The organism is Paenibacillus sp. W4I10, assembly GCF_030816325.1.
Taxonomy (GTDB): Bacteria; Bacillota; Bacilli; order Paenibacillales; family Paenibacillaceae; genus Paenibacillus; species Paenibacillus amylolyticus_B.
In genome coordinates this window covers 3,753,856-3,779,134 of sequence record NZ_JAUSXX010000001.1, presented here as the reverse complement: position 1 = coordinate 3,779,134, position 25,279 = coordinate 3,753,856, and the positions used below count along the sequence as shown (strand labels likewise).

General features: G+C 46.6%; 16 protein-coding genes. 13 read left to right on the top strand and 3 right to left on the bottom strand.

Features of this window, described 5'->3' with window-relative positions:
• Positions 1-59 precede the first annotated feature (59 nt).
• From QF049_RS17090 to QF049_RS17060, 7 genes are all read left to right on the top strand, one after another.
• Positions 60-1,064, top strand: coding sequence for an ABC transporter permease (locus tag QF049_RS17090; protein WP_249911555.1), 1,005 nt, complete (start codon positions 60-62; stop codon positions 1,062-1,064).
• A 41-nt stretch (positions 1,065-1,105) separates the two neighbouring features.
• The gene (nikC, locus tag QF049_RS17085; protein WP_307539098.1) at positions 1,106-2,005 is read left to right on the top strand and encodes a nickel transporter permease; all 900 of its coding nucleotides are present in this window, start codon (positions 1,106-1,108) and stop codon (positions 2,003-2,005) included.
• A 725-nt stretch (positions 2,006-2,730) separates the two neighbouring features.
• Complete coding sequence (gene htpG, locus QF049_RS17080) at positions 2,731-4,611, top strand: molecular chaperone HtpG (protein ID WP_307539096.1); 1,881 nt, start codon at positions 2,731-2,733, stop codon at positions 4,609-4,611.
• Between the two features lie 714 nt (positions 4,612-5,325).
• Positions 5,326-6,741: a deoxyguanosinetriphosphate triphosphohydrolase family protein gene (locus QF049_RS17075; protein WP_076209597.1), complete on the top strand. Its 1,416-nt coding sequence runs from the start codon at positions 5,326-5,328 to the stop codon at positions 6,739-6,741.
• 21 nt (positions 6,742-6,762) lie between these two features.
• The gene (locus QF049_RS17070) at positions 6,763-7,788 is read left to right on the top strand and encodes an MsnO8 family LLM class oxidoreductase (protein WP_373428259.1); all 1,026 of its coding nucleotides are present in this window, start codon (positions 6,763-6,765) and stop codon (positions 7,786-7,788) included.
• 284 nt (positions 7,789-8,072) lie between these two features.
• Entirely contained in the window at positions 8,073-9,785 is a 1,713-nt protein-coding gene (locus QF049_RS17065) for a methyl-accepting chemotaxis protein (RefSeq protein ID WP_307539094.1), read from the top strand.
• Between the two features lie 341 nt (positions 9,786-10,126).
• Positions 10,127-11,104, top strand: a complete 978-nt coding sequence (locus tag QF049_RS17060; RefSeq protein WP_307539092.1) for a TRM11 family SAM-dependent methyltransferase — start codon at positions 10,127-10,129, stop codon at positions 11,102-11,104.
• Between the two features lie 178 nt (positions 11,105-11,282).
• On the opposite strand, the gene QF049_RS17055 is transcribed toward QF049_RS17060, so the two are convergent.
• Positions 11,283-12,239 (bottom strand): D-2-hydroxyacid dehydrogenase, encoded by a 957-nt coding sequence (locus QF049_RS17055; RefSeq protein WP_307539090.1) that lies wholly within the window; start codon positions 12,237-12,239, stop codon positions 11,283-11,285.
• A 207-nt stretch (positions 12,240-12,446) separates the two neighbouring features.
• On the opposite strand from QF049_RS17055, the gene thpR reads away from it, so the two are divergent.
• Together thpR and QF049_RS17045 are read left to right on the top strand one after the other, a co-directional pair.
• Positions 12,447-13,049 carry an RNA 2',3'-cyclic phosphodiesterase gene (gene thpR, locus QF049_RS17050; protein WP_307539088.1) on the top strand — a complete coding sequence of 201 codons (603 nt, stop codon included), beginning with the start codon at positions 12,447-12,449 and terminating at the stop codon, positions 13,047-13,049.
• Positions 13,050-13,179: 130 nt separating this feature from the next.
• Complete coding sequence (locus QF049_RS17045) at positions 13,180-14,037, top strand: cell wall hydrolase (RefSeq protein WP_091033869.1); 858 nt, start codon at positions 13,180-13,182, stop codon at positions 14,035-14,037.
• A 274-nt stretch (positions 14,038-14,311) separates the two neighbouring features.
• On the opposite strand, the gene QF049_RS17040 is transcribed toward QF049_RS17045, so the two are convergent.
• On the bottom strand, positions 14,312-15,526 hold the full coding sequence (locus QF049_RS17040) for an MGDG synthase family glycosyltransferase (RefSeq protein ID WP_307543283.1): 1,215 nt from the start codon (positions 15,524-15,526) through the stop codon (positions 14,312-14,314).
• A 382-nt stretch (positions 15,527-15,908) separates the two neighbouring features.
• On the opposite strand from QF049_RS17040, the gene QF049_RS17035 reads away from it, so the two are divergent.
• The 4 genes from QF049_RS17035 to QF049_RS17020 all read left to right on the top strand — a co-directional run bounded on the left by QF049_RS17035 (position 15,909) and on the right by QF049_RS17020 (position 24,636).
• A complete protein-coding gene (locus tag QF049_RS17035; RefSeq protein WP_036611349.1) occupies positions 15,909-16,490 on the top strand; it encodes a TetR/AcrR family transcriptional regulator in 582 nt (193 codons plus the stop codon).
• A gap of 206 nt (positions 16,491-16,696) precedes the next feature.
• Positions 16,697-18,979 (top strand): YhgE/Pip domain-containing protein, encoded by a 2,283-nt coding sequence (locus tag QF049_RS17030; RefSeq protein ID WP_307539084.1) that lies wholly within the window; start codon positions 16,697-16,699, stop codon positions 18,977-18,979.
• A 672-nt stretch (positions 18,980-19,651) separates the two neighbouring features.
• Complete coding sequence (gene gltB / locus QF049_RS17025) at positions 19,652-24,250, top strand: glutamate synthase large subunit (RefSeq protein WP_307539082.1); 4,599 nt, start codon at positions 19,652-19,654, stop codon at positions 24,248-24,250.
• Positions 24,251-24,480: 230 nt separating this feature from the next.
• Positions 24,481-24,636: a hypothetical protein gene (locus QF049_RS17020; protein WP_017690128.1), complete on the top strand. Its 156-nt coding sequence runs from the start codon at positions 24,481-24,483 to the stop codon at positions 24,634-24,636.
• A 97-nt stretch (positions 24,637-24,733) separates the two neighbouring features.
• On the opposite strand, the gene QF049_RS17015 is transcribed toward QF049_RS17020, so the two are convergent.
• Positions 24,734-25,102 carry a helix-turn-helix domain-containing protein gene (locus QF049_RS17015; protein ID WP_017690127.1) on the bottom strand — a complete coding sequence of 123 codons (369 nt, stop codon included), beginning with the start codon at positions 25,100-25,102 and terminating at the stop codon, positions 24,734-24,736.
• Between the last annotated feature and the right edge of the window lie 177 nt (positions 25,103-25,279).

The following is a 25,279-nucleotide window of genomic DNA, read 5'->3' as shown; positions in this document are numbered from 1 at the left end:
CATGCGTTTCTGCCGGCGCTTTTTATTTTGCACGATATGTCGAAGGCAGGTGAACAGGATTGAACAGCTATATTGTCAAACGTGTGCTTGTGTTGCTGCCCGTACTGCTGGGCATGACCCTGATCGTCTTTTCCATCATCCACGCGATTCCGGGTGACCCGGCCGAGACCATACTTGGGCAAAAGGCAACCGAACAATCCAAGCAGGCCCTTCGTGACCAGCTCGGTCTGGATAAACCCTGGTTCCAGCAATATTTTGCCTACTTGGGTGATTTACTCAAAGGAGACCTCGGAACATCCATCCGAACCAAGGTGCCTATTGCCCAGGAAATTGTGCCTTATCTGACAGCAACCCTTGAATTAACAATGGCAAGTATGTTGTTTGCTGTCATTATTGGAGTGAATGCCGGGATTGTCAGTGCATGGAAGCACAACTCCTGGTTTGATTATTGCTGTATGGTCATTGCTTTGGTGGGTGTATCCATGCCAATCTTCTGGCTCGGTCTGATGGAACAATGGCTGTTCGCGAACAAGTTGCAGTGGCTGCCATCCATTGGGCGCATGAACGCACGAGATCCGGTTGAAGCCATCACGGGCTTGTATGTGCTAGATACGATGATTGCCGGACGCTGGGATCAGTTGTGGACCGTTACGAAACATTTGTTGCTCCCAAGTATTGCGCTTGGTACGATCCCGATGGCCGTTATTGCAAGGATGACCCGTTCCAGCATGCTGGAAGTCATGAGTTCCGATTACATTCGTACAGCAAAGGCGAAGGGACTGGGTCCGTTTTTTGTCGTATATGGACATGCACTCAAAAATGCGTTTATCCCTGTGCTCACGGTTATCGGCATCCAGACCGGATCGTTGCTCGGGGGTGCGGTGTTGACCGAAACGATCTTTGCTTGGCCGGGCGTGGGACGTTATATATATGAAGCGATTAGTTCGCGGGACTATCCGGTGATCCAGAGTGGCATTCTGATCGTGGCGTTCTTTTTCGTGGTGATCAATCTGATTGTGGACTTGCTCTACGCCGTGTTTGATCCTCGGATTAGTTATAAATAGGGAATTCATCAATCATTCATATCCATGAAAGGAGACGCCGCATGGCCAAATTATCGACCAATACCGGACCATCCATTGACGCTGCGTCGGCGAGCACATCCGGTCCATGGCGGGAAGCGTGGAGAACGTTTCGGAAAAATCGGCTTGCGCTTGCAGGTCTGATTATTATCGTATTTTTTATCCTGTTGGCCTTCCTCGCGCCATACATTGCACCTTACGATTACAAGGAACAGGTGCTGGTGGATCGGCTTCAGGCCCCTTCGGCAGAGCATTGGTTTGGTACGGATGATCTGGGGCGTGACGTGTTTTCCAGAGTGCTGCATGGGGCGCGTATTTCCTTGTGGGTGGGGTTCTTCTCCGTCATTGGTTCCATTATCGCGGGTACGCTACTGGGGCTGATTGCCGGATTTTATGGAAAATGGGCGGACATGCTTATCTCGCGTCTATTTGATATCTTGCTCGCCTTTCCGGGGATATTACTGGCCATCGCCATTGTGGCGATATTGGGCCCGTCGTTGCAAAATGCACTGCTCGCCATCGCCATCGTGAACGTCCCGACCTACGGAAGATTGGTGCGTTCACGGGTACTTAGCTTGAGACAGGAGGAATTCATTACGTCGGCACGGACACTCGGAGCGGGCAACGGGCGGATCTTGTTTCGCCACATCTTGCCCAACAGCCTTACTCCGCTGATCGTGCAAGGTACATTGGGAATTGGAACGGCGATCATCGAAGCTGCTGCACTCGGATTTCTGGGCATGGGCGCACAACCACCCGACCCGGAATGGGGTAAAATGCTGTCGGACTCCCGTCAGTTTATACAAAAAGCACCGTGGACACTGATTTTCCCCGGCGTTTCCATTATGTTGACCGTTCTCGGCTTCAACCTCATGGGCGATGGCCTGCGCGATACCCTTGATCCGAAAATGGCGAAAAAGTAGAAGTTTCTAATTCTAACCGTAATTGTTTCTTCTATGCCGGTTCGAACTTTGGTTCGAGGCGGCTTTTGTTTTACCTGCGGGATTACGTTAAAATGATTGGTGATGTGCAAAAGTAGAAGGGTTATTCGATCTTTTTGTTAAAATAACCGCCTGCGTATTGACACCCAATTTTCCCATATGTTATATAAAAGGAAGGGTTTAGCACTCCGATCATTAGAGTGCTAACAAATGATGTTTTACTACACGACTACATATGGAATGATTCTGTTTTTGAAAATAGAGATTGAACCTGAGTAGGACATGTGAAGCCAAGGGGCGCACAGACCTGAAGAAGCGAAATGATTGCTTAATCAACAGACTCCATCTAAATAGAAGGCTCTAATCCTCATACAAGTTCCTGATAAATGCGAAAGTAGTGCAGGGGACGAAATCGATTTGGAGGAAGCGAAGCGTTCGCCTTTATCACCGGATTTCTCCCTTCTTAAAAGGGAATCAAAGAAATCTGGGGATAACAGCGATCCGAAAAACGATTCGTAACCGGAACGGCTACATTGCAGAACGTCAGGCATTTTGAAGATTAGCAATCTATTGGATCTAATGATCAAGCGTTTAAGCTTCGAATGATGTTCTGGTACCATTAAGTTTTGCATGAAACACTCAAGGATTTACTTCCTATTTTCAATCAAATCATTCGATATCCAATTTGAAAGGAGTCCCAACCACTCATGGCTAAAAAAGAATTCCAGGCAGAATCCAAACGTTTGCTGGATATGATGATCAACTCCATTTATACCCAAAGAGAAATCTTTTTGAGAGAATTGATCTCCAACTCCAGTGACGCCATTGATAAAATTTACTACAGAGCACTGACAGACGATACGCTCGTTTTCAACAAAGAGGACTACTTCATCAAGCTTACGATCGACAAAGAGAATCGCACGCTCACACTGACGGATACCGGAATCGGGATGACGCAGGAAGAGCTGGAGAACAACCTGGGGGTTATCGCGAAGAGTGGTTCCCTGGCGTTCAAGAAGGAAAATGAAGCTAAAGACGGCCACAACATCATTGGACAATTCGGGGTTGGTTTCTACTCTGCATTTATGGTTGCGGACAAGCTGACCGTAACAAGTAAAACGCTGGGCAGCGACGAGGCTTGGAAATGGGAGTCCGAAGGCGCGGATGGTTACACGATCACACCAGCTGAGAAAGATTCCGTAGGTACAGAGATCGTGCTGACGATCAAAGAAAATACCGAAGAAGATTCGTATGACGAGTTTTTGGAAGAGTACCGCCTGAGATCCATCATCAAGAAATACTCTGACTTCATTCGCTACCCGATCAAGATGGATGTAACGGGTCAACGTCCGAAAGAGGGCACGGAGAACGAGTTCGAGGAATACCAAGAAGAACAAACCGTGAACAGCATGGTGCCGATCTGGCGTAAAAATAAAAGCGAACTGACCGAAGAAGATTACAATAACTTCTATATGGAAAAACGCTACGGTTTTGACAAACCGCTCAAACACCTGCACATCAGCGCAGATGGCGCTGTGGTATACAATGCAATCCTGTTTATCCCGGAGAACACGCCGTTTGACTACTACACGAAAGAGTATGAAAAAGGCCTTGAACTTTACTCCAACGGTGTATTGATCATGGATAAATGCGGGGATCTGTTGCCAGATTACTTTGGATTTGTCAAAGGTATGGTGGATTCGGAAGACCTGTCCCTGAATATTTCCCGTGAGATGTTGCAACATGACCGTCAGCTTAGCCTGATCGCGAAGAACATTAAGAACAAAATCAAGAGCCAACTGCAAAGCCTGTTGAAGGACGAGCGTGAGAACTACGAGAAGTTCTACCAAGCGTTTGGTCGTCAATTGAAATATGGCGTATATAGCGACTATGGTGTGAACAAGGATACTTTGCAGGATCTGCTGTTGTTCACGTCTTCCAAAGAGAGCAAACTCGTGAGCCTGGACGAATACGTCTCCAGAATGCCGGAAGACCAGAAGTACATCTACTATGCATCCGGTGAGTCCATTAGTCGTATTGAGAAGCTGCCACAGATCGAGGGTGTTCTTGAGAAAGGGTACGAAGTACTGTACTTTACCGATGACATCGACGAGTTTGCAATCAAGATGATCACGAACTACAAGGAGAAAGAATTCAAATCCATCTCAAGTGGTGACCTGGGTATCGAAGATAACGCGGACAAAGAAGAAACGGACGCTCAGGACAACGACAACAAAGAGTTGTTTGAAGCGATGCAAGCTCAATTGGCTGGTAAAGTCAAAGCGGTTAAAGCTTCCAAACGCCTCAGAAGCCATCCGGTATGTTTGTCCACCGAAGGTGAATTGACGATTGAAATGGAGAAAATCCTGAAAGCTATGCCGAACAGCGAAAACGTACAGGCTGATAAAGTGCTGGAAATCAACGTGAATCACGATGTTTTCAAATCGTTGAAAGACGCTTTCGCGCAGGATCAGGAAAAACTGAACCTCTACACAAGCCTGCTGTACCATCAGGCATTGTTAATTGAGGGACTGCCAATTCAAGATCCAGTAGAGTTCACCAACGATATTTGTAAGGTTATGGTGTGAACTTCTGCAATATCGCAGTGATGTAATAACGGTGCACTGAATCAAAAGTAATGGAATGTTCCATGCAGTTTCAGGGTCCAAGACTCTATATAGCTGGAAACTACAAAATTCCGTTGCACCCACCATCTCCACCCCGACAGGGCGTTTCAGTCCTGTCGGTTTTTTTTGTTTTTACCCACAACGGGGAGGGCGCGGGGGAGGCAGACTATCATTGTAGTGATGGATGAACATTGTAATGAAATTCATTAGCCTTTCAAAATTTTGAAGAATTCTCCCTTTATAGGGAATGTAATGACATTTAAATTGGGAGTGAATCAAACAGCAAAAGTAGTGAAGGGGACGGAATCGATTCTGAAGAAGCGAAGCGTTCGCCTTTGTCTCCGGGTTTTTCCCTTAGTAAAGGGAATTCAGAAAACCTGGAGACAACAGCGATCAGAAGAACGATCCGTAACCGGAACGGCTACCTGGTGGCACAGTGAGTACTTATGGTTGTTCAGCTATGGGAGCGAGCATATGTGAATAATGAGTTCAATATGAATCATTGTCATTTAGATGCACGGATGATAGTCTGGCAGGGTATAATAAGAGAAGATGACTGTTCATTACAAGTTGATGTAAGAAGAGATGACAATCGCAGACAGGTTTTGCTTTTCGAAACCACAGATGTTGTGTATAATCACTCAAAATAGAGACAGTCGGCTAGGAGTGATCCCCATGCAATGGAACGATCTGAGAGAACATAGACAATATCCTGAATTAACCAAATTGGATGGATCTCGTGCAGCGTATGAACGGGACTATTCGAGACTCATTCATTCACCGACCTTCCGTCGGTTACAGGGCAAATCGCAGGTGTTTGGCGCAGGAACGGGTGATTATTATCGTACTCGCTTGACCCATTCCCTGGAGGTGGCACAGATTGCACGAGAGGCTGCCCGAAGTCTGATTCGCCGTTTTCCCGAGGTGGACTGGGACCGCGCGGACAACCCCGGCCTTATTATTGATTCAGAAGTGGTGGAGTGCGCTGCAATCGCACATGACTTCGGTCACCCGCCGTTTGGACATAAAGGTGAAGAAGTATTGGATGGTATTCTGGATGACCTCATTAACACCGAGGCTAAGAAAATCATGAAAAAAAGCCGCAGCGCCAAAGTTCCCAAGGTGGAGTCTGAAGTCCGTGCCGAGCTAAAACGGAAATACGAGCATTTTGAAGGCAATGCGCACAACTTCCGTCTCATTATGCACTTGGAGAAGCGTGAAGATATCGACGGACTGAACCTGTCTGATGCGGTATTGCTTGGAATCAACAAGTATCCGTACCCTGGGACAGAGAGCAAAAAAGGCATGTATCATCATGAGTGGCAATATATTCGGGAGATCCGTGATCGCTGGAACGTGCCAGCAGGCAAGAAGACACTGGAAGCACAGTTGATGGACCTTTGCGACGATATTGCGTACTCCTCACATGACCTGGAGGATGGCATCAAAGCAGGCAAAATTGAAGTACATGAACATTTCCTGCAAGATCCGCATGTGAATCGACTGATTGTGGATAAGATTACAACGCTGGAGGATCTGTTCTGGAACGGATGGACCCGAGAAGCGATTGGGCAAAAAGTAGAAGAGGTCCTCGCTTCGTTCCTGCGCATCTGGAATGAGAAGATGCCGTTCTGCGAGCATGATTACTCGCGTACCCGTCGTGAAGTGAAGGCCTACTGGGTGAGCTTTTTTGTAGGCAGCCTTGGCGTTATTGACGACGGCGACTGGAAGAAGGTAACTTTTGTCCGTGAAGGGGCTGAAGACCTTGATATGCTGCGTACGGTGAGTGTGCTCAAGAGTTTTGCCTGGGTGACCATGATTCGTGACCTGCGTGTGCAGCGGCTACAGAAGCGCAGTGAGTGGATGATTAAGCGATTATGGGATGCATTTCTTGATCCGGAAACGTCCAAATCCATTATTCCATCCGACTGGCTGCAGCGGTATGAGAAGGATCAAGCCAAAGCCCAGCCAATCTGGACTTGGGAACACATGGTGATCGATTATATCGCAGGAATGACGGATGCATTTGCCGAGAAAATATACAATGAACTCTACGGGCTGAAGGTGGGTTCAATCTACGATCTGGATTAAAATTAACCGATATAAAGGGAGATGAGACGCGTGGCTAAGCGAATGAGTGAGACGTTCAGTCTGGGCGTACTTGACCTTGTTCCAAGGTTAGACGATGCCACAGCGGAACAGGCACTTCAACAATCGGTGACACTTGCGCAACATGCCGAGGCTTGGGGATACGCCCGATACTGGACATCAGAGCATCATGATATGGCTGAACTGGCATCGGCCTCTCCTGAAGTACTGTTATCGCACATCGGAGCAAGGACAACAACGATCCAACTTGGCTCTGGTGCGGTCTTGTTGCCGCATTATAGCCCACTCAAGGTTGCGGAGTCGTTCCGCCTGCTGGCTGCGCTCTATCCGGGGCGCATTGAGCTTGGGCTCGGACGTGCTCCTGGCGGTGGACCTCATGCCACGATGGCACTCAGTGGCAATTACTTGCAGCATGTGTCCAAGCTGCCCGAATCACTTGCAGCACTCACAGAATTGCTCGAAGACCGCTACATGTACGAGGATCATCCCGTGACAGCTCGTCCGATTCCAAAGCTTCCGTTATCACTCTGGATGTTGGGAACTAACGTGAAGAGTGCAGAGTTTGCGGCACGGTTTGGCATGGGATATGTATTTGGTCAATTCATGAGTGATGCCGATGGTACAGAGGCTGTAAGGCGATACCGGGAAGGATTTATTCCTAGTGCAACTATGAAGGAGCCTGAGGTTATGGTGGCAGTCAGCGTATTGTGTGCCGAGTCGGAGACGGATGCTATGGCCTGGAGTCGTGACATGTTGGAGAGACGCGAGGCAAATGGGAAAGAACGTTTAACTGAGCCGAATTCAAGTGGTATCACGGTCTCTAACACGAATGATGCAGCCGTGATTGATCATAATGAATCGGTGCGGCACTATGCAGGTACAGCTGATCAGGTATGGGCGCGATTGCAACAGGTGAGTAGCAGGTTGGATACGGAGAGGTTGCTTCTGGTTACGGCAGGACCAAATTATGAGCGCAGGTTGGATTCATATCGATTGCTGGCTGAGCATAAGACGGCAATACTGAACTAGGCTGATCACGTTAGATGTTAGCCGTTGAAATCCGAACAAACCGAAGAGCTGCAGATCGGGACTTTACCGTATGCTGCAGCTCTTCGGTTTGAACTTTGTCAAGGTTCAACAATCTTTTACAAAACCAAGCATCTTAATGACAAAATAATGTTATAATACTTTACGTCTATTTTCCTATCGATATAATATAGATAAGTTCTTTTGACAAGAGGTCAAAAGAAGGGGAAAACAATGACAAACGCACCTGTATTCGGGATGACCGAAGAGGTCAAGGGGGAAATCATATGTTCAGCAGATTCAAGATCAAGAGTATCGGTCTGCGTATCAGCATCGCGTTCTACTTGTTAATCCTCTGTTTAATTGTTTTGAGTGTCACGATTGTCACCCGGATGAATTCAATTGAAACCAATACCAATGAAATTACGAACAATTGGATGCCATCAATCCAGCAAATTAATCGGTTAAACTATACCACAGAGCATGTCCTGTCACTAAGTTATCGTCACTTTGACGCGGAAGAAACAGACAAGGCATTTTTGTCAGAAGAGCGTACCAAGTATATTCGTGAAACGACGCAGGCGATTAAAATTTATGATCAGCAGGAGAAGTCTGCGGAAGAGCTCGAACACTGGACTGCGTTCAAGAACAAATGGGAAGCATATCTCAAGATTAATACGCAATCGATCAAGCTGAGTGATGAGGGTCAGACACAGCTGGCGAAGGAAGTATCTGATAAAGGTGCTGATTCCTTTGACACCATGCAAGTCGATCTTGATTATCTCGTGGAATACAATCAGGAACAGTCCAATCTTGCGGCGGCCCAAACGATCAGATCGGTGCAGGATGGTAGATTAATTATCATTATCGGTGTTCTTGTCATGATTGTCATTACAGCGATCAGCATTCCGATTATTCGTTCACAGGTCGTGAAACCATTGCTACGTGTCATTAGTGCGGTGAAACTGATTGCAGAAGGCCAATTGAATGTTCAGGACATACATACCAAACATGAGGATGAAGTCGGTGTTCTGGCCAAAGCGGTGAATGACATGAAAGGTAACCTGACTTCCATGGTTCTGAGCGTCAGAAGAATTGCGCAAGCTGTCAATCTGCAAAGTGGGGAACTGGCAATATCCTCAGAAGAGGTTAAGATTGGTAGTCGCCAAATTGCTGTGACCATGGAAGAGTCAGCCAAGGCCGCGGAGAGCCAGGCAGAGACAGCCGTGGAATCAGCCCGTACGGTTGAAGTGTTGAATGATCACATTCAGAATCATACGGAACAAGGCAGTCAGCTACGCGTCATGTCGGATCTTGTACTGGAGCAAGGGCTGAATGGCCGCAAGGCGATGGAACAGTCGGTGCAGCAGATGCAACAGATTTCCGGTTCGGTCTCGGCTTCCATGAACAAGATGGAACGGTTGAATCGTAAAAATGAAGATATTTCCAAGCTGGTTCAGGTCATTCATGACATTGCACGTCAAACCAATCTGCTGGCATTGAATGCCTCCATTGAGGCAGCACGTGCGGGAGAGAGTGGACGCGGATTCGCTGTAGTTGCATCAGAAGTGCGGAAGTTATCTGAGGCTGTGCAGACTTCGGTCGAAGAGATCACAGCGATTACCGAGGATATTCAGCAGGAGTCACAAGGTGTGGTTGCGGAATTACGTACGGGCGTTCAGGAGACCGAACTGGGTCAGGAACATGTGCTTGCTTCAGGTCAACTCTTCCGTACAATTAACGAATCAGTGGAAGGCATGGTTGGTGTCATCAGCACGATGACAGATGGACTGGCAGGCATGCAGGAAGCAAGCGGACGAATGAATGATTTCAGTCAGCAGATTTCCGCTGTTTCGGAACAATCGGCAGCGAGTGTGGAAGAAGTTTCTGCATCGGCGGAAGAGCAAGTAAGTTCCATGGAAACGATTAGCGGCAACATTCAAAGTCTGAAAGAATTATCGGAAGATTTGCTTACATCCATTGAAAAATTAAAAATATAACCTTCTTCTTATAATAGAAGAAGCTGGAATCAAGCAGGCGGCGATTGGTGAGAAATCAGTATGATATATGAGCTGTTGGCCTATAACGTTTGCCAGCAAGAATGATTAGGTTTCCAATGTTATAATCTCAAAAAAAAATAAGGTGTTCCTAAACAATGGGAACACCTTATTTTTTTTCTTTCCAAATAGATACGTGCAAGGAAATGTATAGTTGTCTAGGAGCCTAACATTGTATACAATGACTACCTAAAGGAAACGTATGAGTCGTATTTGATATGTCTTCAATGAGCTTACTATTTATATAGAAGAAACATGATTAATGAAGGAAGGAGAGGGGGATTTTGCCTGATGATACACTTGGTATTTACGCTACTTCTGGGAAACACCTCTACACCTTTGCTTGCCACGAGAACGAGCAAGAATTATGCATGCTGGAGCTGAATACGCTGCTTGAACCGAGTTTGGAGATCCGTATGAATATGGGGTCGTATGTGTGGTCGGAACGATGTATTCCACCTGGACGCAGTCCTTTTATCCATGGCAGACTGGACGTGATCGGCGAAGGGGATGCCGTGACTGATTTGCTTCCTCTTGCCAGAGATATTCACCTGTTGCCTGAAGAGACATTTAAGGTGGTTTGTCTGAAAGAAGGGGACCATACCCCTGATTATGCACAGTTTCGTCAACTGGAAAAAGAAGTTGGTATGTGTATTAAAGGCAAGGCACAGATGAAACAACCTAAGGTGACTTTCGGCCTAATCCGAACAGGAGAAAAATGGATCTTGGGCCAGTGGACAGAAGCGGATCGATCATGGCAGATTCACCGACAGAAGCCGCAAAATTACTCAACTGGATTTGGCATCACGCTTGCGAGAGCGCTGGTTAATATTGCCGTTCCGAGAGTAGAAAACCATCGGTTGCTTGATCCATGCTGCGGTATGGGAACGGTTGTGATTGAGGCTTTATCCATGGGAATTGATGCAAAAGGTAACGATCTGAATCCGTTGGCTGTCCGAGGTGCGCGAATCAATCTGCCGCATTATGGATATGATTCAGATCGAATCACACTGGGGGATATGAATGAGCTGCAAGATTTGTATGATGCAGCAATTCTGGACATGCCCTATAATCTCTGCTCTGTACTTCCGGATGATGAGCAACGAGCCATGCTGGAGAGTTTGCGCAGATTGGCAAAACGGGCGGTAATTGTTTCCACAGAGTGGGTAGAAAAGCACTTGTTGGAAGCCGGATGGGCTGTAAAAGAATACCGAACAGTACACAAAGGCACGTTTATACGTCATATTTGGCTTTGTATGTAAGCGTAAAAAACAAAAAAAATCTACCTTAGGGAAATTTCCAGAGGTAGATTTTTTTATTGCTTACATATCCATTGAACTAACCGTTTACACTAGAACGTAGAGGACAGAAATATTCCTTTAGTTCTATTGATATCGTTGATCTGATTTGCACAATATTGCATGGGAACGGGTGTTTGTGTTAATATTTATGACTATAATCCACAAGGTTCAACGGTAGGGTATCGCCAGCGACGTAAGCTTCCAGATTTTTGACGAAAATATCGACTGCTCGATCCGCGTATTGCTCTGTACTTCCTGCGATATGAGGCGTAATTAACACGTTATCCATGCCCCATAGCGGGTGGTCTGCAGGAAGAGGTTCTTCCTCGAACACGTCCAGTGCGGCGAAGGCAACTTGGCCGTTTTGGAGTGCATTCAGCAATGCTTCCGTTTTCACACTGGGGCCACGGCCGACATTGACGAAGCAGGCACCGGATCGGAACTGCTCAAATGCAGTTTGATCATATATATGTTTGGTTTCATCAGTTAGCGGTAAAATGTTAATTACATAATCGCCCTGGCTCAAGGCTTCATGTAAACCAGTCATGTCGTACATTTGGTCCACATTGGGGACATCCTTACCTGAGCGGCGAACTCCGATCGTGCGCATGCCGATTGCTTTGAGAATACGGGCTGTTTCCGTACCAATCTCACCTACACCCACGATGACTGCTGTTTTGCCATGCAGTTCCGGCAGTGGTTTGGCAGGAGTTTTCCATTCGGCCTGCTGTTGATGCAGCATAGCTTGTCTCAGCCAGCGACTGTGGGATAACATCATGCCCAGAATAATTTCGGTGATTGGAATCGCGTGAACTCCATTTGCACTGGTGACCTGAACGTTCTTTTGTTGCAGATCTGCGAAGGGGAGATTGTCCACACCAGCAGACCAGACCTGAACCCACTTCAACAGGCTGTCCTGTTTCAATGCATGTTCTGTGACGAGTGGGGACCAGCCGAGAATAATCTCAGCTTCTTTCAACTCAGCGGGGTCCAATTCCTTGGCTTTTCCGAATTTCAGGGTGTATCCCGGTGCAGCATTCTGAATGCGTTGTTGCTGTTCTTCGGATAGAGATGGAAAACATACAATTTTACCCATAATGTGTGGTCCTCCTGAGATAAATGGTTTGATGAGTTTGATAATTAAAGTGTATCAGATTTGGTGTTGGATGTGCATTAAGGTGGGAAATGCAGGAATCTAGCCTTATTTGCAAATGGTTATATTTGTGTCACTCTATACTTACCCAACTTGAAACGATATGTATAGTTATGAAATAATAGAGCGAACTTTAGAGAGGTGTATGCAATGAATAACCAATCACATCAGGATCATTCATCCCGACGGGAAAGATTGTTTGTAGCCATTCGTCTTCCTGTTGCTGTTCAGCAGTCTCTTCAGATGGATGCGAGGCTTGTACAGAACAAGCTGGATTTTCGTAAATGGACAGATCATAGAGATTATCATATAACCTTGCAATTTTTGGGGGATACGTTAGTTAGTGACATCGGGCACCTGCGTAAAGCATTGCGCTCAGCAGCAAGCGGATTCCAGCCATTTGAACTTCAGCTTTCCGACTGGGGCACATTTGGACTTGAAGAAGCACCTAAGGTGCTTTGGAAAGGTGTTAGCGGAGAGATAGAGCGCTTGTTTTCATTGCAAAAACAAATCGTGCAGGCGACTTCGCCCCTTGGGTATGAAGCTGAATTAAGACCTTACGCTCCCCACATTACCATTGCCAGAAAATATCTGGGACAGGTTCCAGGTAATGAGAATAAAGGGGTATCTGGAGTGCTTCCGGAACATTCCACAGGTGCTAATTCATGGATGGTGGAGGACATTGTACTTTATGTGACAAGGCTGGGGCAATCGCCAATGTATGAGGTCGTGGATACGTTCTCTTTTTCCTGATAATCATTTTTATGCCATAAAATCACATTGACATAACGTTTATCCCTATGTAATATTAGCCATCGTTATTCAAATTCTTTTTTTTGGGTTACTTAGTTAAGGGAATTGTTTCGACAGGAGGAATCTTCGAATGAACATTATAAGCAAAAATCGTTGGGTAGCACCGATGTTATCAGTGCTGCTTGTATGTATAGTGGGGGTAAATGTCGTTCAGGCGACGGGGAAGTGGAATGAAGCTAGTGATAGTAAACAGATGACCGAACTTGCGGCTTCTGTGCAAAATAACCAAACATCTACGCAAGAAGAGAGGCGCATGATGGAAGATGGGACAAGTCTGTCCTCTAATCTGTCTGCCCAAACCGTAGCGTGGACTGAATCTCTGCCAGCGAAGAACTGGCTTACGACTGCTCAAGAAGAGCAGGAACTGCAAGAAGCCAAGGCCAAGAACAAAGCTAGAGCGGTAGCTGCGGCCAAAGCCAAAAAAGAAGCTGCACTGAAATTGGCCAAAGTGAAACGTGCCAAAGAAGTCGCTGCTGTAACAACTCCCCCCCAAAAACTATACTTTACCCGGACCAAACTTCTGAACCAGGAAGACTCGAAACTTGCAACCTGGTCATACAGTGTGTCCGATAAAGAACTGCATCTGCTGCAAAAAATCGTCATGGCAGAAGCGGAAGGTGAACCGTACGAAGGCAAAGTGGCAGTTGCCAATGTTGTCTTAAACCGGCTGCGGTCAGCCAATTTTCCCGATACCATTTACAAGGTCATCTATCAGAAATCCCAGTTTAGTCCTGTAGCGAACGGACGTATGAAACGTGTGGTTCCCAACGAGGACAGCATCAAAGCAGTGAATGCTGCGTTGAACGGGAAGAAGGAAGTTGCCGATGATACGTATTATTTCTTATCATTGACGCTTGCCGACGATCTGACAGTTGCTCGCTCGCAGAAAAAAGTAAAAACGATCGGTCATCATACTTTTTACAAGTAATTGACCCGTAAATTCTGCAAACAGGCAGGGTAGTTAACTGTGTGTGCATCACACGGCCCTTGAAAAAGCCTGAATCGTAGTTTTATTTCGTTATTTAAAATATCGTTATACTCTAAATTACCCTTTTTTCTGCCAAATCATACGGTGGAATTCGTGAAAATAAAAGAAGGTTCCCTTCCAAAAATTCGGAAGGGAACCTTCTTTGTATATCGTGAGCAATTGTCTTGTTCCCTATAACACCTCGTGAGAGCTATTCTATAGGTCCATAGAGACGTCAGAATGGTATTCTGGTACCTGACAAGGACGTGGCAGCAATTCCGGCTGTGAAGCGCTCCACGGAGGTTGTTGTGACTTCGGCTGTAGTCGGAAACAATAAGTTATGAACAGCTTGAGCACAGCACTTCGGATCATAGACCGAATGGTTACCTGAATTATGCGCTACGTTCAGCGGGCTTTCAGTTTGAGTAGATGCCTGCTCAACTAGTTGTCTGAAACGATTGGTAATCACGTAGGCAGAGTGAATGACCTGGCCGTATCCGGCTTGTACAAAGTATTCACAGTTCTCTTCCTCTTGACCTGCAATCGGAGGAATAAACAACATCGGTAGACCCTTGGCCAACGCTTCAGTGCATGTCATGCCACCTGGCTTTGTAATCAGCACATCGGATACATCCATCAGTTTGCTTACTTCTCGTGTATATCCCAGAATACGAATATTCGGATGCTGGAAGCAAGGCATTTCCTTCATTTTTGCAATCATTTTTTCATTGCTTCCTAGACAGAAGACCAATTGAACACGATCTGCCCAAGATGTGAGAGCTTTCATATGATCCTCATCAAACGAAAGTCCCCATCCGCCACCCATAAGTAGCGCTGTAGGCATGTTCTGAAGCCCCATCTCTTCCCGTAGCTTCACCTTATCTCCAGCTTCCCAGAAGTCTGGATGCACAGGGATTCCCGTGATCTGAATATGGGAGGGATCGACACCCCGGATCTCAAGCAATGCTTTGACCTGAGGGGTAGAGACCAGATATTTGTTCACTTCCGGATTAATCCATGTTCCGTGCACGTCATAATCCGTCACAACCGTATAGAGCGGGATATTCAGACCCTGGCGTTTGAGCCGGGAGATGACAGCATTCGGAAAAGGATGGGTACAGATCACCGCATCGGGTTTCAGTTGGGATACGACCTGTGCCGTCTGTGTATAGAAAATTCGGTGCAACGCCAGCTTGGTAAAACCATTTAATGATTTATTGTACTGTGTGCGGTACAACAGGCTGACCAGTTTGGGTTGAACCGATAGTGTCTTTCGATATGCAGAGAAAATTAGTGGAGCTACCGTTGGGTTCAAAAATTTGCCTAGTTCAATGACACGACTGTGAACATGTGGACTGACTTTTTTGATGCCATGTGCCAGCGCATGAGCGGCCTGAGTGTGACCGGTACCGAAACCTTCCGATAATAAGAGCACTCTTGGTTTTCGCATGAGTTCACCTTTATTCATAAGTTTTAATTCAAAAAGAAAATATTCATCGTTTATTCTAGCTATGGAATGCGTTACTACATGAATATACATTGAAGCACAAAATCATGTTTCTTCTATGAATATTTACACCATATATCTTACAATGAGACAACTTAAACTTCATTATATACACGTATTATCTGAGTCATCTTACACTATAGACGACGACAGAAGGAGTTTCCACTGCATTTCGGTTAAAAAATATTAACACAATTTTTAAAATGTTAGGGTTGCAATCTTATTTCGAAGGTGGTATTGTAGTTTTTGACCGAATGACTGAATTGTATTTTTGGTCATTTATATGAAACGTTTAAACAATGAATCAGCATAAAGGAGGGATACGATGGCTCCGATTGACAGGAGACAGCAGGTTATTCATGCAGCAGCCCAGTCGTTTGCCATGTTTGGATACAAAGCAACGACGATGGATCAGGTCGCCAAGATTGCGAACGTTGGCAAAGGAACGATCTATACGTTTTTCACCAATAAGGAACAATTGTTTGATCAGATCCTGGTAGAAGTGATTCAGGAAATGAAGAACATCGCGCATCGTGAAGTACATCAGGAAAGTGCATTTTTCGATAATCTGTTTCGGGTACTGGATGCATTGTTAGAGTTTCGTCGTGATCACGATCTGCTCGTTAAGTTATCTCAGGAGCTGAAGGACTTTGGAACGCTGCAGGCCAAGGAAGGATTGGACAAGGTGGAGAAAGTAATCTCCGACTTTCTGGCTAAGGAGCTTGAGAAAGCAAAAGACAATGGAGAGATTCGAGATTGTGATCCGCAAGTAGTCGCATTTATGATGATTCGCCTGTACATTGCACTCACCTCAGACTGGAGCAAACAACATCAACCGCTGAGCAAAGAGGAAATTAAGACTTACTTTCGCCTTTTCTTAATGGAAGGAATTGCTGCTGTAACGTAATCCGAATTTAATCTACTATAGTATAAGGATTTTCACGCGTATCAAGCAGGGAGGCTTGTCGGAAGACAGGTTGTTTTTTTGTCCTGAAGTGACCGTTTGAGGAAAGTGGTCAGTTCGTGTTTCAGTATGTTTTCTGGAATGCGACATTGTATTTCATTATGGTTATTCCTGCTCATGGAGCAGAGAGATTAAGGGGAGAAAATGACATGAAATCTTTATCCGTGTTTTTCAAGGATGTGGGATCGGCCGTGAGAAACCCGAAGGTGTTGATCCCTGTTATTGCAATTATGTTTATACCGATCCTGTATAGTGGCATCTATCTGGCGGCCTATTGGGACCCGTATGGTCATGTGGACGAGATGCCGGTTGCCGTTGTCAATCTGGATAAAGGCGCTGAGCTGGAGGGCAAATCCCTCCATGTGGGTAGTGATCTGGTGGATGAGCTGAAGAAAAATGCCGATTTCAAATGGGATTTTGTCAGTGCGAGTCAAGCCAAAGAAGGCATGAGTAATGACAAATATTATATGCAAATTACGATACCGGAGAACTTCTCATCCCAAGCAACAACATTGCTCGATGACAAGCCGGAGCCGGCTGATCTGATCTATGAACCGAATGGCAATTACAGCTTTGTCGGTGCACAGATCGGTAAGACCGCTATTAAGGACCTGAAAGCAAAAGTCTCAGCCAAAGTAACGGAATCCTATGCAGAGACATTACTCGACAAGTTCTCTGAAGTATCAGATGGCTTGGCTGAGGCAGGCGATGGGGCAGGTGAACTGAATACCGGCGCAGGCAAACTGGATGATGGTGCTGTTAAGCTCAAGGATAACCTGGCGAAGCTTGCATCAGGAACGCTTGAACTTCAGGAAGGACTTTCTCCATTAAGTGATGGTGTTAACGCGCTGCATACAGGGGCAACCAAGCTTGAAAGTGGAACATCGAATCTTGTATCCGGTCTGCAACAGCTTCAGGCAGCTGCTTCGAGCCAGCTTCAAAGCGGAGCAGATCAGTTGAAGGATGGCAGCGCCAAGTTGGAAACCGGACTCCAGTCTTCACTGGATGGCACAAGTAAGTTGCAGGCTGGCCTGAAATCGTCAGAACAGGGCAGTGCGAAGCTGTCGGATGGTCTGCAAAGTGCCGTTCAGGGCAGCGGCACACTGGCAACAGGCCTGCAATCGGCTGTAGATGGCAGTGGTAAGGTTGCTGATGGTGCACAGGGCGTAGCCGCCGGATTGAAACAGCTTGCTGCATCGAACCCCGAACTGGCCGAAAATGCGGATGTACAGAAGCTGCTTGCAGCAAGTGAGGCTGTCGCTGACGGCAGTGCACAACTGCATGAGAGCGAGCAGAAACTTGCGCAGGGTGCAGATCAACTGCATCAGGGCAACCAGCAGCTGGCTGCGGGTGCAGCCGAGCTTCATGGAGGTCAGGAACAACTCCTTGCTGGTGCGAATCAACTGGTGGATGGTCAGCAGCAATTACTGGCTGGTGCCGGACAGCTTAGTCAAGGAGGAGCGAAACTCTCCGATGGTCTGAAGCAGTTCAGCGGCAAGTTGGGTGATGCTGCAAGTGGCGGTACATTGCTTGCAGATGGTGCCAAGCAGCTGGGCTCAGGGACAACAGCTTTGCAAACGGGTGTAGGTAAACTCAGTGGTGGCGTTAATTCACTAACTGATGGTTCCAAGCAACTGGGTGATGGCGCGGGCAAACTGGCTGACGGTCTTACCGAGCTAAAAGATGGCTCAAGTGAACTGGCAACCAAGCTGAATGATGCCGCTCAGAAAACATCCGAAGTTAAGAAAACGGATGATGTGGTGAACATGTTCGCTGAACCTGTAAACTCCTCGGAGAACACAGCAGAGAACGTGAGTAATTATGGTACAGGATTGACACCGTTCTTCCTGTCGATTGGTCTGTTTGTGGGATCGCTGATTTCCACGATTGTATTGAAAATGCGGGAAACGTCCGTACCTGGTGTAACAGGCTGGAATCGTTTTGTCAGCCGGACACTGGTATTTGGCTCCGTGAGTATTTTCCAATCGGTTATTGTGGCAAGTTTCATGTTATATGGTCTTGGACTGGAGACGCACAGCGTAGGGCTGTTCTACCTGTTTACCATTATTACGGGGCTGACCTTCATGTTGATCGTTCAGGCACTTGTAACCTGGCTGGATCTGCCTGGACGTTATGTTGTCATTCTGCTTCTGGTCTTCCAGCTTGCGGCTAGTGCAGGGACCTTCCCTGTAGAACTGATTCCATCATGGCTTCAGGCATTTAGCCCTTGGTTGCCAATGACACACAGCATTATGGGCTTCAAAGCCGTGGTATCGAGTGGTAATCTGGATGTGATGTGGCATCAGGCAGGAATTCTTAGCATCTATGCAGGTGTATCCATCCTGCTGACGCTTGCTTACTTCCTTTGGAATGGCAGACGTCCGAAAAAAGAAGTCGAACAGGCTGATTCTGGTCAAGTAGTGACGGCATAAGTCGAACCTGATCTTCAGCAGGGTCATATTTTTGAAAAAAAACTTTATTTTCTTGTAGTGAAATTATGCAATATAGTAGTCAAATAGTGCAAATAGCCTGTGGCCCCAAAAAGGGGTTGCAGGCTATTTTGTATACAAATGCATAGAGAAGTAAAGTTTCGCTGGCTTAAGCAGTGAAAATTTGGTGGAATTATGGATAAACCTAGGCTGTACATGGAACGATTTTCTTCTGTCAGCAATTTAAATCAGTTGTACTCTGGCTTAAAAAGTGTATAATTATTCGAAAAAGAGATGAATTTAAACGTCACTACTGTAAAGCTGTACTGCAAAACATTTCTTATCAGAGGTATTAAAAAGTTTAAATTGCGCTGATGTTAGGTCGGTGTTAAAATAATAGAACTATATCAAAAAAACGTCGCTCCATTTCAGTAGCCGTGCCAGCGGCTGCGTGTTGATTTATACAGGCTGTTTGCCGGATCGTCCGGATCAGCTCATCTCATTTAATGGCTTCTGCCCAATAGCAGGCATTATTTTTGACAGTCTCATGCTGTCACCTCTTCTATCTAGCAGGCTCTATCGCAAGCGAAAGGCCAGCTCCTCCCGTTTCATTGTTGCCTGTTGCCTATGTTCTTGATCTTTCCGAAATACTTCATTATAGAAAGGTTGCGTTCCATGAGACACATCGGATTACCTCCAAAACAGGGTCTGTATGACCCGCAGTTCGAAAAAGACGCATGCGGAATGGGTTTTGTTGCCAACATCAAAGGAGTACCTTCACACGATATCGTTAGTCAGGCACTGACCATGCTTAGTAACATGGAGCACCGTGGAGGACAGGGAAGTGAACCAAATTCCGGTGACGGAGCAGGTATCCTGATTCAGATCCCACATCGCTATTTTGCACAGGAAGCGGAACGTCTTGGTTTTGCATTGCCTGAACAGGGTTTCTATGGCGTAGGGATGTTGTTCATGTCCCAAGACCCTGCCATCCGTAGTGCACATGAAGAGAGCCTTAAGAAGATTATTGAAGAAGAAGGACAGACGTTCCTGGGTTTCCGGGATGTTCCTACTTTTGATGAAATGCTTGGCCGTTCTGCACTTGCAGCGAAACCTTATGTACGTCAGGTGTTCATTGGAAGATCAGCAGATGTGAAGGATGAGCTTGGATTCGAGCGTAAGCTGTATGTTATTCGCAGACGTGCTGAGCTGGCTATTCGTTATTCGGCAGATGAAGCAGAAGGCGGTTCATTCTACCTTCCAAGCTTGTCTTGTCGCAAAATTGTATATAAAGGCATGCTGACAACGGAACAGGTGGGAGAGTTCTATCTGGATCTGCAGCAAGACCTTGTTGAATCGGCTATTGCACTCGTGCATTCCCGTTTCAGTACGAACACCTTCCCGAGCTGGGAACGTGCCCACCCGTATCGCTTCATGATCCACAACGGTGAGATCAACACGATGCGTGGTAACGTGAACTGGATGCATGCTAGACAGTCCTTGTTCGAGAGCGAGTTGTTCGGTGACGACATCGCGAAAGTAAAACCGGTCATCAATCCAGATGGTTCGGATACAGCCATGTTTGATAACACACTGGAGTTCCTGTATCTGAGTGGACGTTCCCTGCCACACGTGGCCATGATGATGGTTCCTGAACCTTGGAGCACGGATGAGGGAATGGACCCTGCCAAAAAGGCATTTTATGAGTATCACAGCACGATGATGGAGCCTTGGGATGGGCCAGCAGCAATGGCCTTTACAGATGGTTTGCAAATTGGTGCAACACTTGACCGTAACGGTTTGCGTCCAGCTCGTTATTATGTAACCAAAGATGACCGTATTATCCTGTCCTCAGAAGTTGGGGTACTTGATATCGCACCGGAAGAGATCCTGTACAAAGATCGTCTGCGCCCAGGTCGGATGTTGCTTGTGGATACACAAGAAGGCCGCATCATCGCGGATGAGGAAGTAAAAGCAATCATTGCAGCCGAGAATCCGTATCAGGATTGGCTTGATGAGCATTTGATGGATCTGAGCGAGTTGCCGGAAGCGCCGGAACTTCCTGATCCAAAACATGATAACGTGACCCAGCTTCAGCTGGCATATGGTTATACATTTGAAGAACTGCGTAAAATCCTGGAGCCTATGGCAACAACAGGTATGGAAGCTACGGGTTCGATGGGTTATGATGCACCGCTGGCTGTGCTGTCGGATCGTCCGCAGCGTCTGTACAACTACTTTAAACAGATGTTCGCCCAGGTAACCAATCCGCCAATCGATGCGATCCGTGAAGAGATTGTAACGTCTACGGCAACAACCATTGGACCTGAGCGTAACTTGTTGAATCCAGAACCGGAGAGCTGTCGCCAGATCCGTCTGGATACACCGGTATTGTCGAATGAAGACTTTGCGAAGATTCGCCATGTGCGTCGCCCAGGCTTCCGCTCCATGACGATTCCAATCTTCTTCACCGCTGCGGAAGGAGCAGAAGGACTTCGCAAAGCGATGGATTTGCTCTTCGAAGCTGCGGATCGTGTCATCGACAAAGGACATAACATTTTGATCCTGTCTGACCGCGGTGTGGACGCAGAGAATGCTGCCATTCCTGCATTGCTTGCTGTAGCAGGTCTGCATCACCATCTGATTCGCCAGGGAACCAGAACAAAAGTCAGCATTATGCTCGAATCGGCAGAACCGCGTGATATTCACCACTACGCGTTGCTGCTGGGTTACGGTGTAAGTGCGGTGAACCCTTATCTGGCCTTTGAAACGCTGGATGACATGATTCAGCAAGGGTTGCTGCGTGGTATCTCGCATGAGAAAGCAGTGAAAAACTACATTAAAGCAGCTACCAAAGGCGTTACTAAAGTGTTGTCCAAAATGGGGATTTCTACGATTCAATCGTATCGTGGAGCTCAAATATTCGAAGCGGTAGGTCTGAAATCAGACTTCGTTGACCGTTACTTTACCTGGACACCTTCCCGTATCGGTGGAATTGGGTTGGAAGAAGTGGCAGCCGAAGCGTTGACACATCATAACCGTGCCTTTACGGAAAAAGACGGTAACGATAAAGTATTGGATTCCGGTGGGGATTATCAATGGCGTAACGACGGAGAAGAGCATCTGTTCAATCCGCAAACCATTCATACCCTGCAACATGCGGTACGCACTGGGGATTACAAGCTGTATAAAAAATATTCCAAACTTGTACAAGGTGAGAATGATCAACTGTTGACCATTCGCTCCATGCTGAAACTGAAACCAGTTGGAGATTCCATTCCACTCGAAGAAGTTGAATCCGTAGAAGATATCATGCGTCGTTTCAAAACAGGTGCAATGTCCTTCGGTTCGATCAGTAAAGAGGCGCATGAAGATCTTGCCATTGCTATGAACCGTGTTGGAGGTAAATCCAATACCGGTGAAGGTGGAGAAGATCCGGCTCGCTTCATTAAAGATAGCAACGGGGATTCCCGTCGCAGTGCGATTAAACAGGTAGCATCCGGACGTTTTGGTGTTACATCCAACTACTTGGTTAATGCCGATGAAATTCAGATCAAAATGGCTCAGGGAGCTAAACCAGGTGAAGGCGGACAACTGCCAGGACGTAAAGTGTATCCTTGGGTTGCTGAAGTCCGTGGTTCAACACCAGGTGTAGGTCTGATCTCACCTCCACCGCATCACGATATCTACTCGATCGAAGATCTGGCAGAGTTGATCTATGACTTGAAAAATGCCAATCCACGTGCTGAGATTAACGTGAAGCTTGTATCGGAAGTGGGCGTGGGTACCATCGCAGCTGGTGTAGCCAAAGGCCGTGCCGATATCATCCTCGTCAGCGGTTATGACGGTGGTACAGGTGCATCACCGCAAGGTTCGATTCGCCACGCAGGTATGCCTTGGGAACTAGGTCTTGCAGAGACACATCAAACGTTGATGCTGAACAATCTGCGTGACCGTGTTGTCCTCGAAACAGACGGTAAAATGCTTAACGGCCGTGACTTGGCTATTGCAGCCTTGCTTGGAGCAGAAGAGTATGGTTTCTCTACAGCACCGCTCGTTGCACTTGGCTGTATCATGATGCGTGTCTGTCAAATGGATACCTGTCCAGTTGGTGTAGCGACACAGAATCCGGAATTGCGTAAAAATTATATGGGTGATCCAGCTCATGTGGTTAACTTCATGCGATTTGTTGCTGAGGATGTGCGTGAGATCATGGCTGATCTTGGTTTCCGGACTATTCAGGAGATGGTCGGACGTACAGATTGCCTCGAAACGGTAGAAGCCGTAGATCACTGGAAGAAAAAAGGTGTGGATCTGTCTGTATTGCTGCACGTGCCTGAAATGCCGGAAGGCTCTGCACGTTACCGCACACAGCGTCAGAATCACCAATTGGAAGAAACGCTGGATATGCAACAATTGCTGCCACTGGCACAGTCTGCTATTGAATCCGGTCAACCGGTTGAAGCGGTGCTTCCAATTACAAACGTTAACCGTGCAGTAGGTACCATTTTGGGTAGTGAGATCACACGCAAATATGGACTCGCAGGATTGCCTGAAGATACGGTTAAATTCAAATTTGTCGGCTCTGCCGGACAAAGCTTTGGGGCCTTTGTACCTAAAGGTATGACCTTGACCGTTGAAGGGGATTCCAATGACTACGTAGGTAAAGGACTGTCCGGAGGTAAACTGATCGTGATGCCTTCTCCGAAAGCAACGTTTGAGGCGGAAGATAACATCATTATCGGTAACACGGCTCTCTACGGAGCAACAAGCGGCGAAGCGTATATCCGTGGTATTGCGGGTGAGCGATTTGCTGTACGTAACTCGGGCGCCAAAGTAGTCGTTGAAGGTGTAGGCGACCATGGTTGTGAGTATATGACAGGTGGACGTGTCGTTGTACTGGGCGATACAGGTCGTAACTTTGCAGCAGGGATGTCCGGAGGTATTGCCTATGTGTATGATCCGGAAGGCACATTCCTGAAACGTTGTAATCTGGAAATGGTTCTTTTGGAGCGTATCGAAGATGTGGCTGAAAGTGCAGATCTGCGAGGCATGATTCAACGTCATGTTGCCAATACAGGAAGTGCTGTCGGTCAGCGCGTTCTGGATAACTGGCAAGATGCGCTGAATCAGTTCGTTCGGGTTATTCCGAAGGACTTCAAACGTATGACAGAACAGATCGAACGGATTCAGGCAACAGGTTTGACTGGAGAAGCAGCGCTGCTTGCAGCGTTTGAAGCGAATATGCGTGAACTTGCACGTGCTGGAGGTTAATAACTGCCTTGTTCAAAGGTATAAGTGCATGAACAGGTTGTATTAAGAATAATAGGAGCAATATGGTTGCCATTCCGGCACCATATTGCTCCTATTTTGCTTTCGACAAAATTAGAACCCCTTCAAAAAACGTTATCGCCATGAGACGACAACATCGAGGAACTTTCTCAAGTATAATAAGGCTAGTTTTGGAGGGCAGGGAAAGTATAAAGATAAGAGAGGTTAGCGGAATGAATATGAAGCATCCAAACAGGGACGATCGTAGGCCGACAGGTAAACAAGTCGAAGCAACCCAGATGGACATCATGAAGGTTTTACTGCAATGCGGAATCGACCCGGAGCGTTGGAACCATTTCGTATCCTCCGTCAACAACAAGCGTCCTTGACACAATAGACAAGCATGGAATGAAAGGGAATTAAGACACAAAAAAAGCCCAGAAGCCAGAGATGTTATCTCTCGGGAACTGGGTCCTCTTTTCGGGTTTAGTCCATACTGCGTTCCATTCGGACAAACGCAATAAAACGACGTGCCTCTTCTTCTGTTAAGGACTTCCCATCAATCATCAGATCGAAGCGTTCCAACACTTCCTTATCTGACAACTCCAAGGTATCAACGAATTCACGTACATCTTCATCCATCACAACATCGCTTTGCTTTGTACGTCCTATAAGATAATCAATAGACACCTCAAAGATGTCAGCAAGTCTCGTTAACACTTCGAAATCCGGTTTACGACGGTTCTTCTCGTAGTGGGAGAGAGCAGCTCTGGTAATATGAATGGAGCTCGCAAGTTCTTCTTGAGTAAGTCCCCGCTGTTCCCGTAATTCAGCAATGCGATTTCCGTAGCTCATAAGCTATTTCCCCCTGAACGACATCAAATATATATTGAAACAATCCTGAGCCAAGTGTTTGATCAGGGCAGCTTTCCTGCAAAAGAGTAACTCCTCATGTGTTTCCTTTAACCCATTTCCATTTGTAAATAGGTCTGTCTAAGGACATCTCAAATTGTCGTAAATCAAAAGAACCAT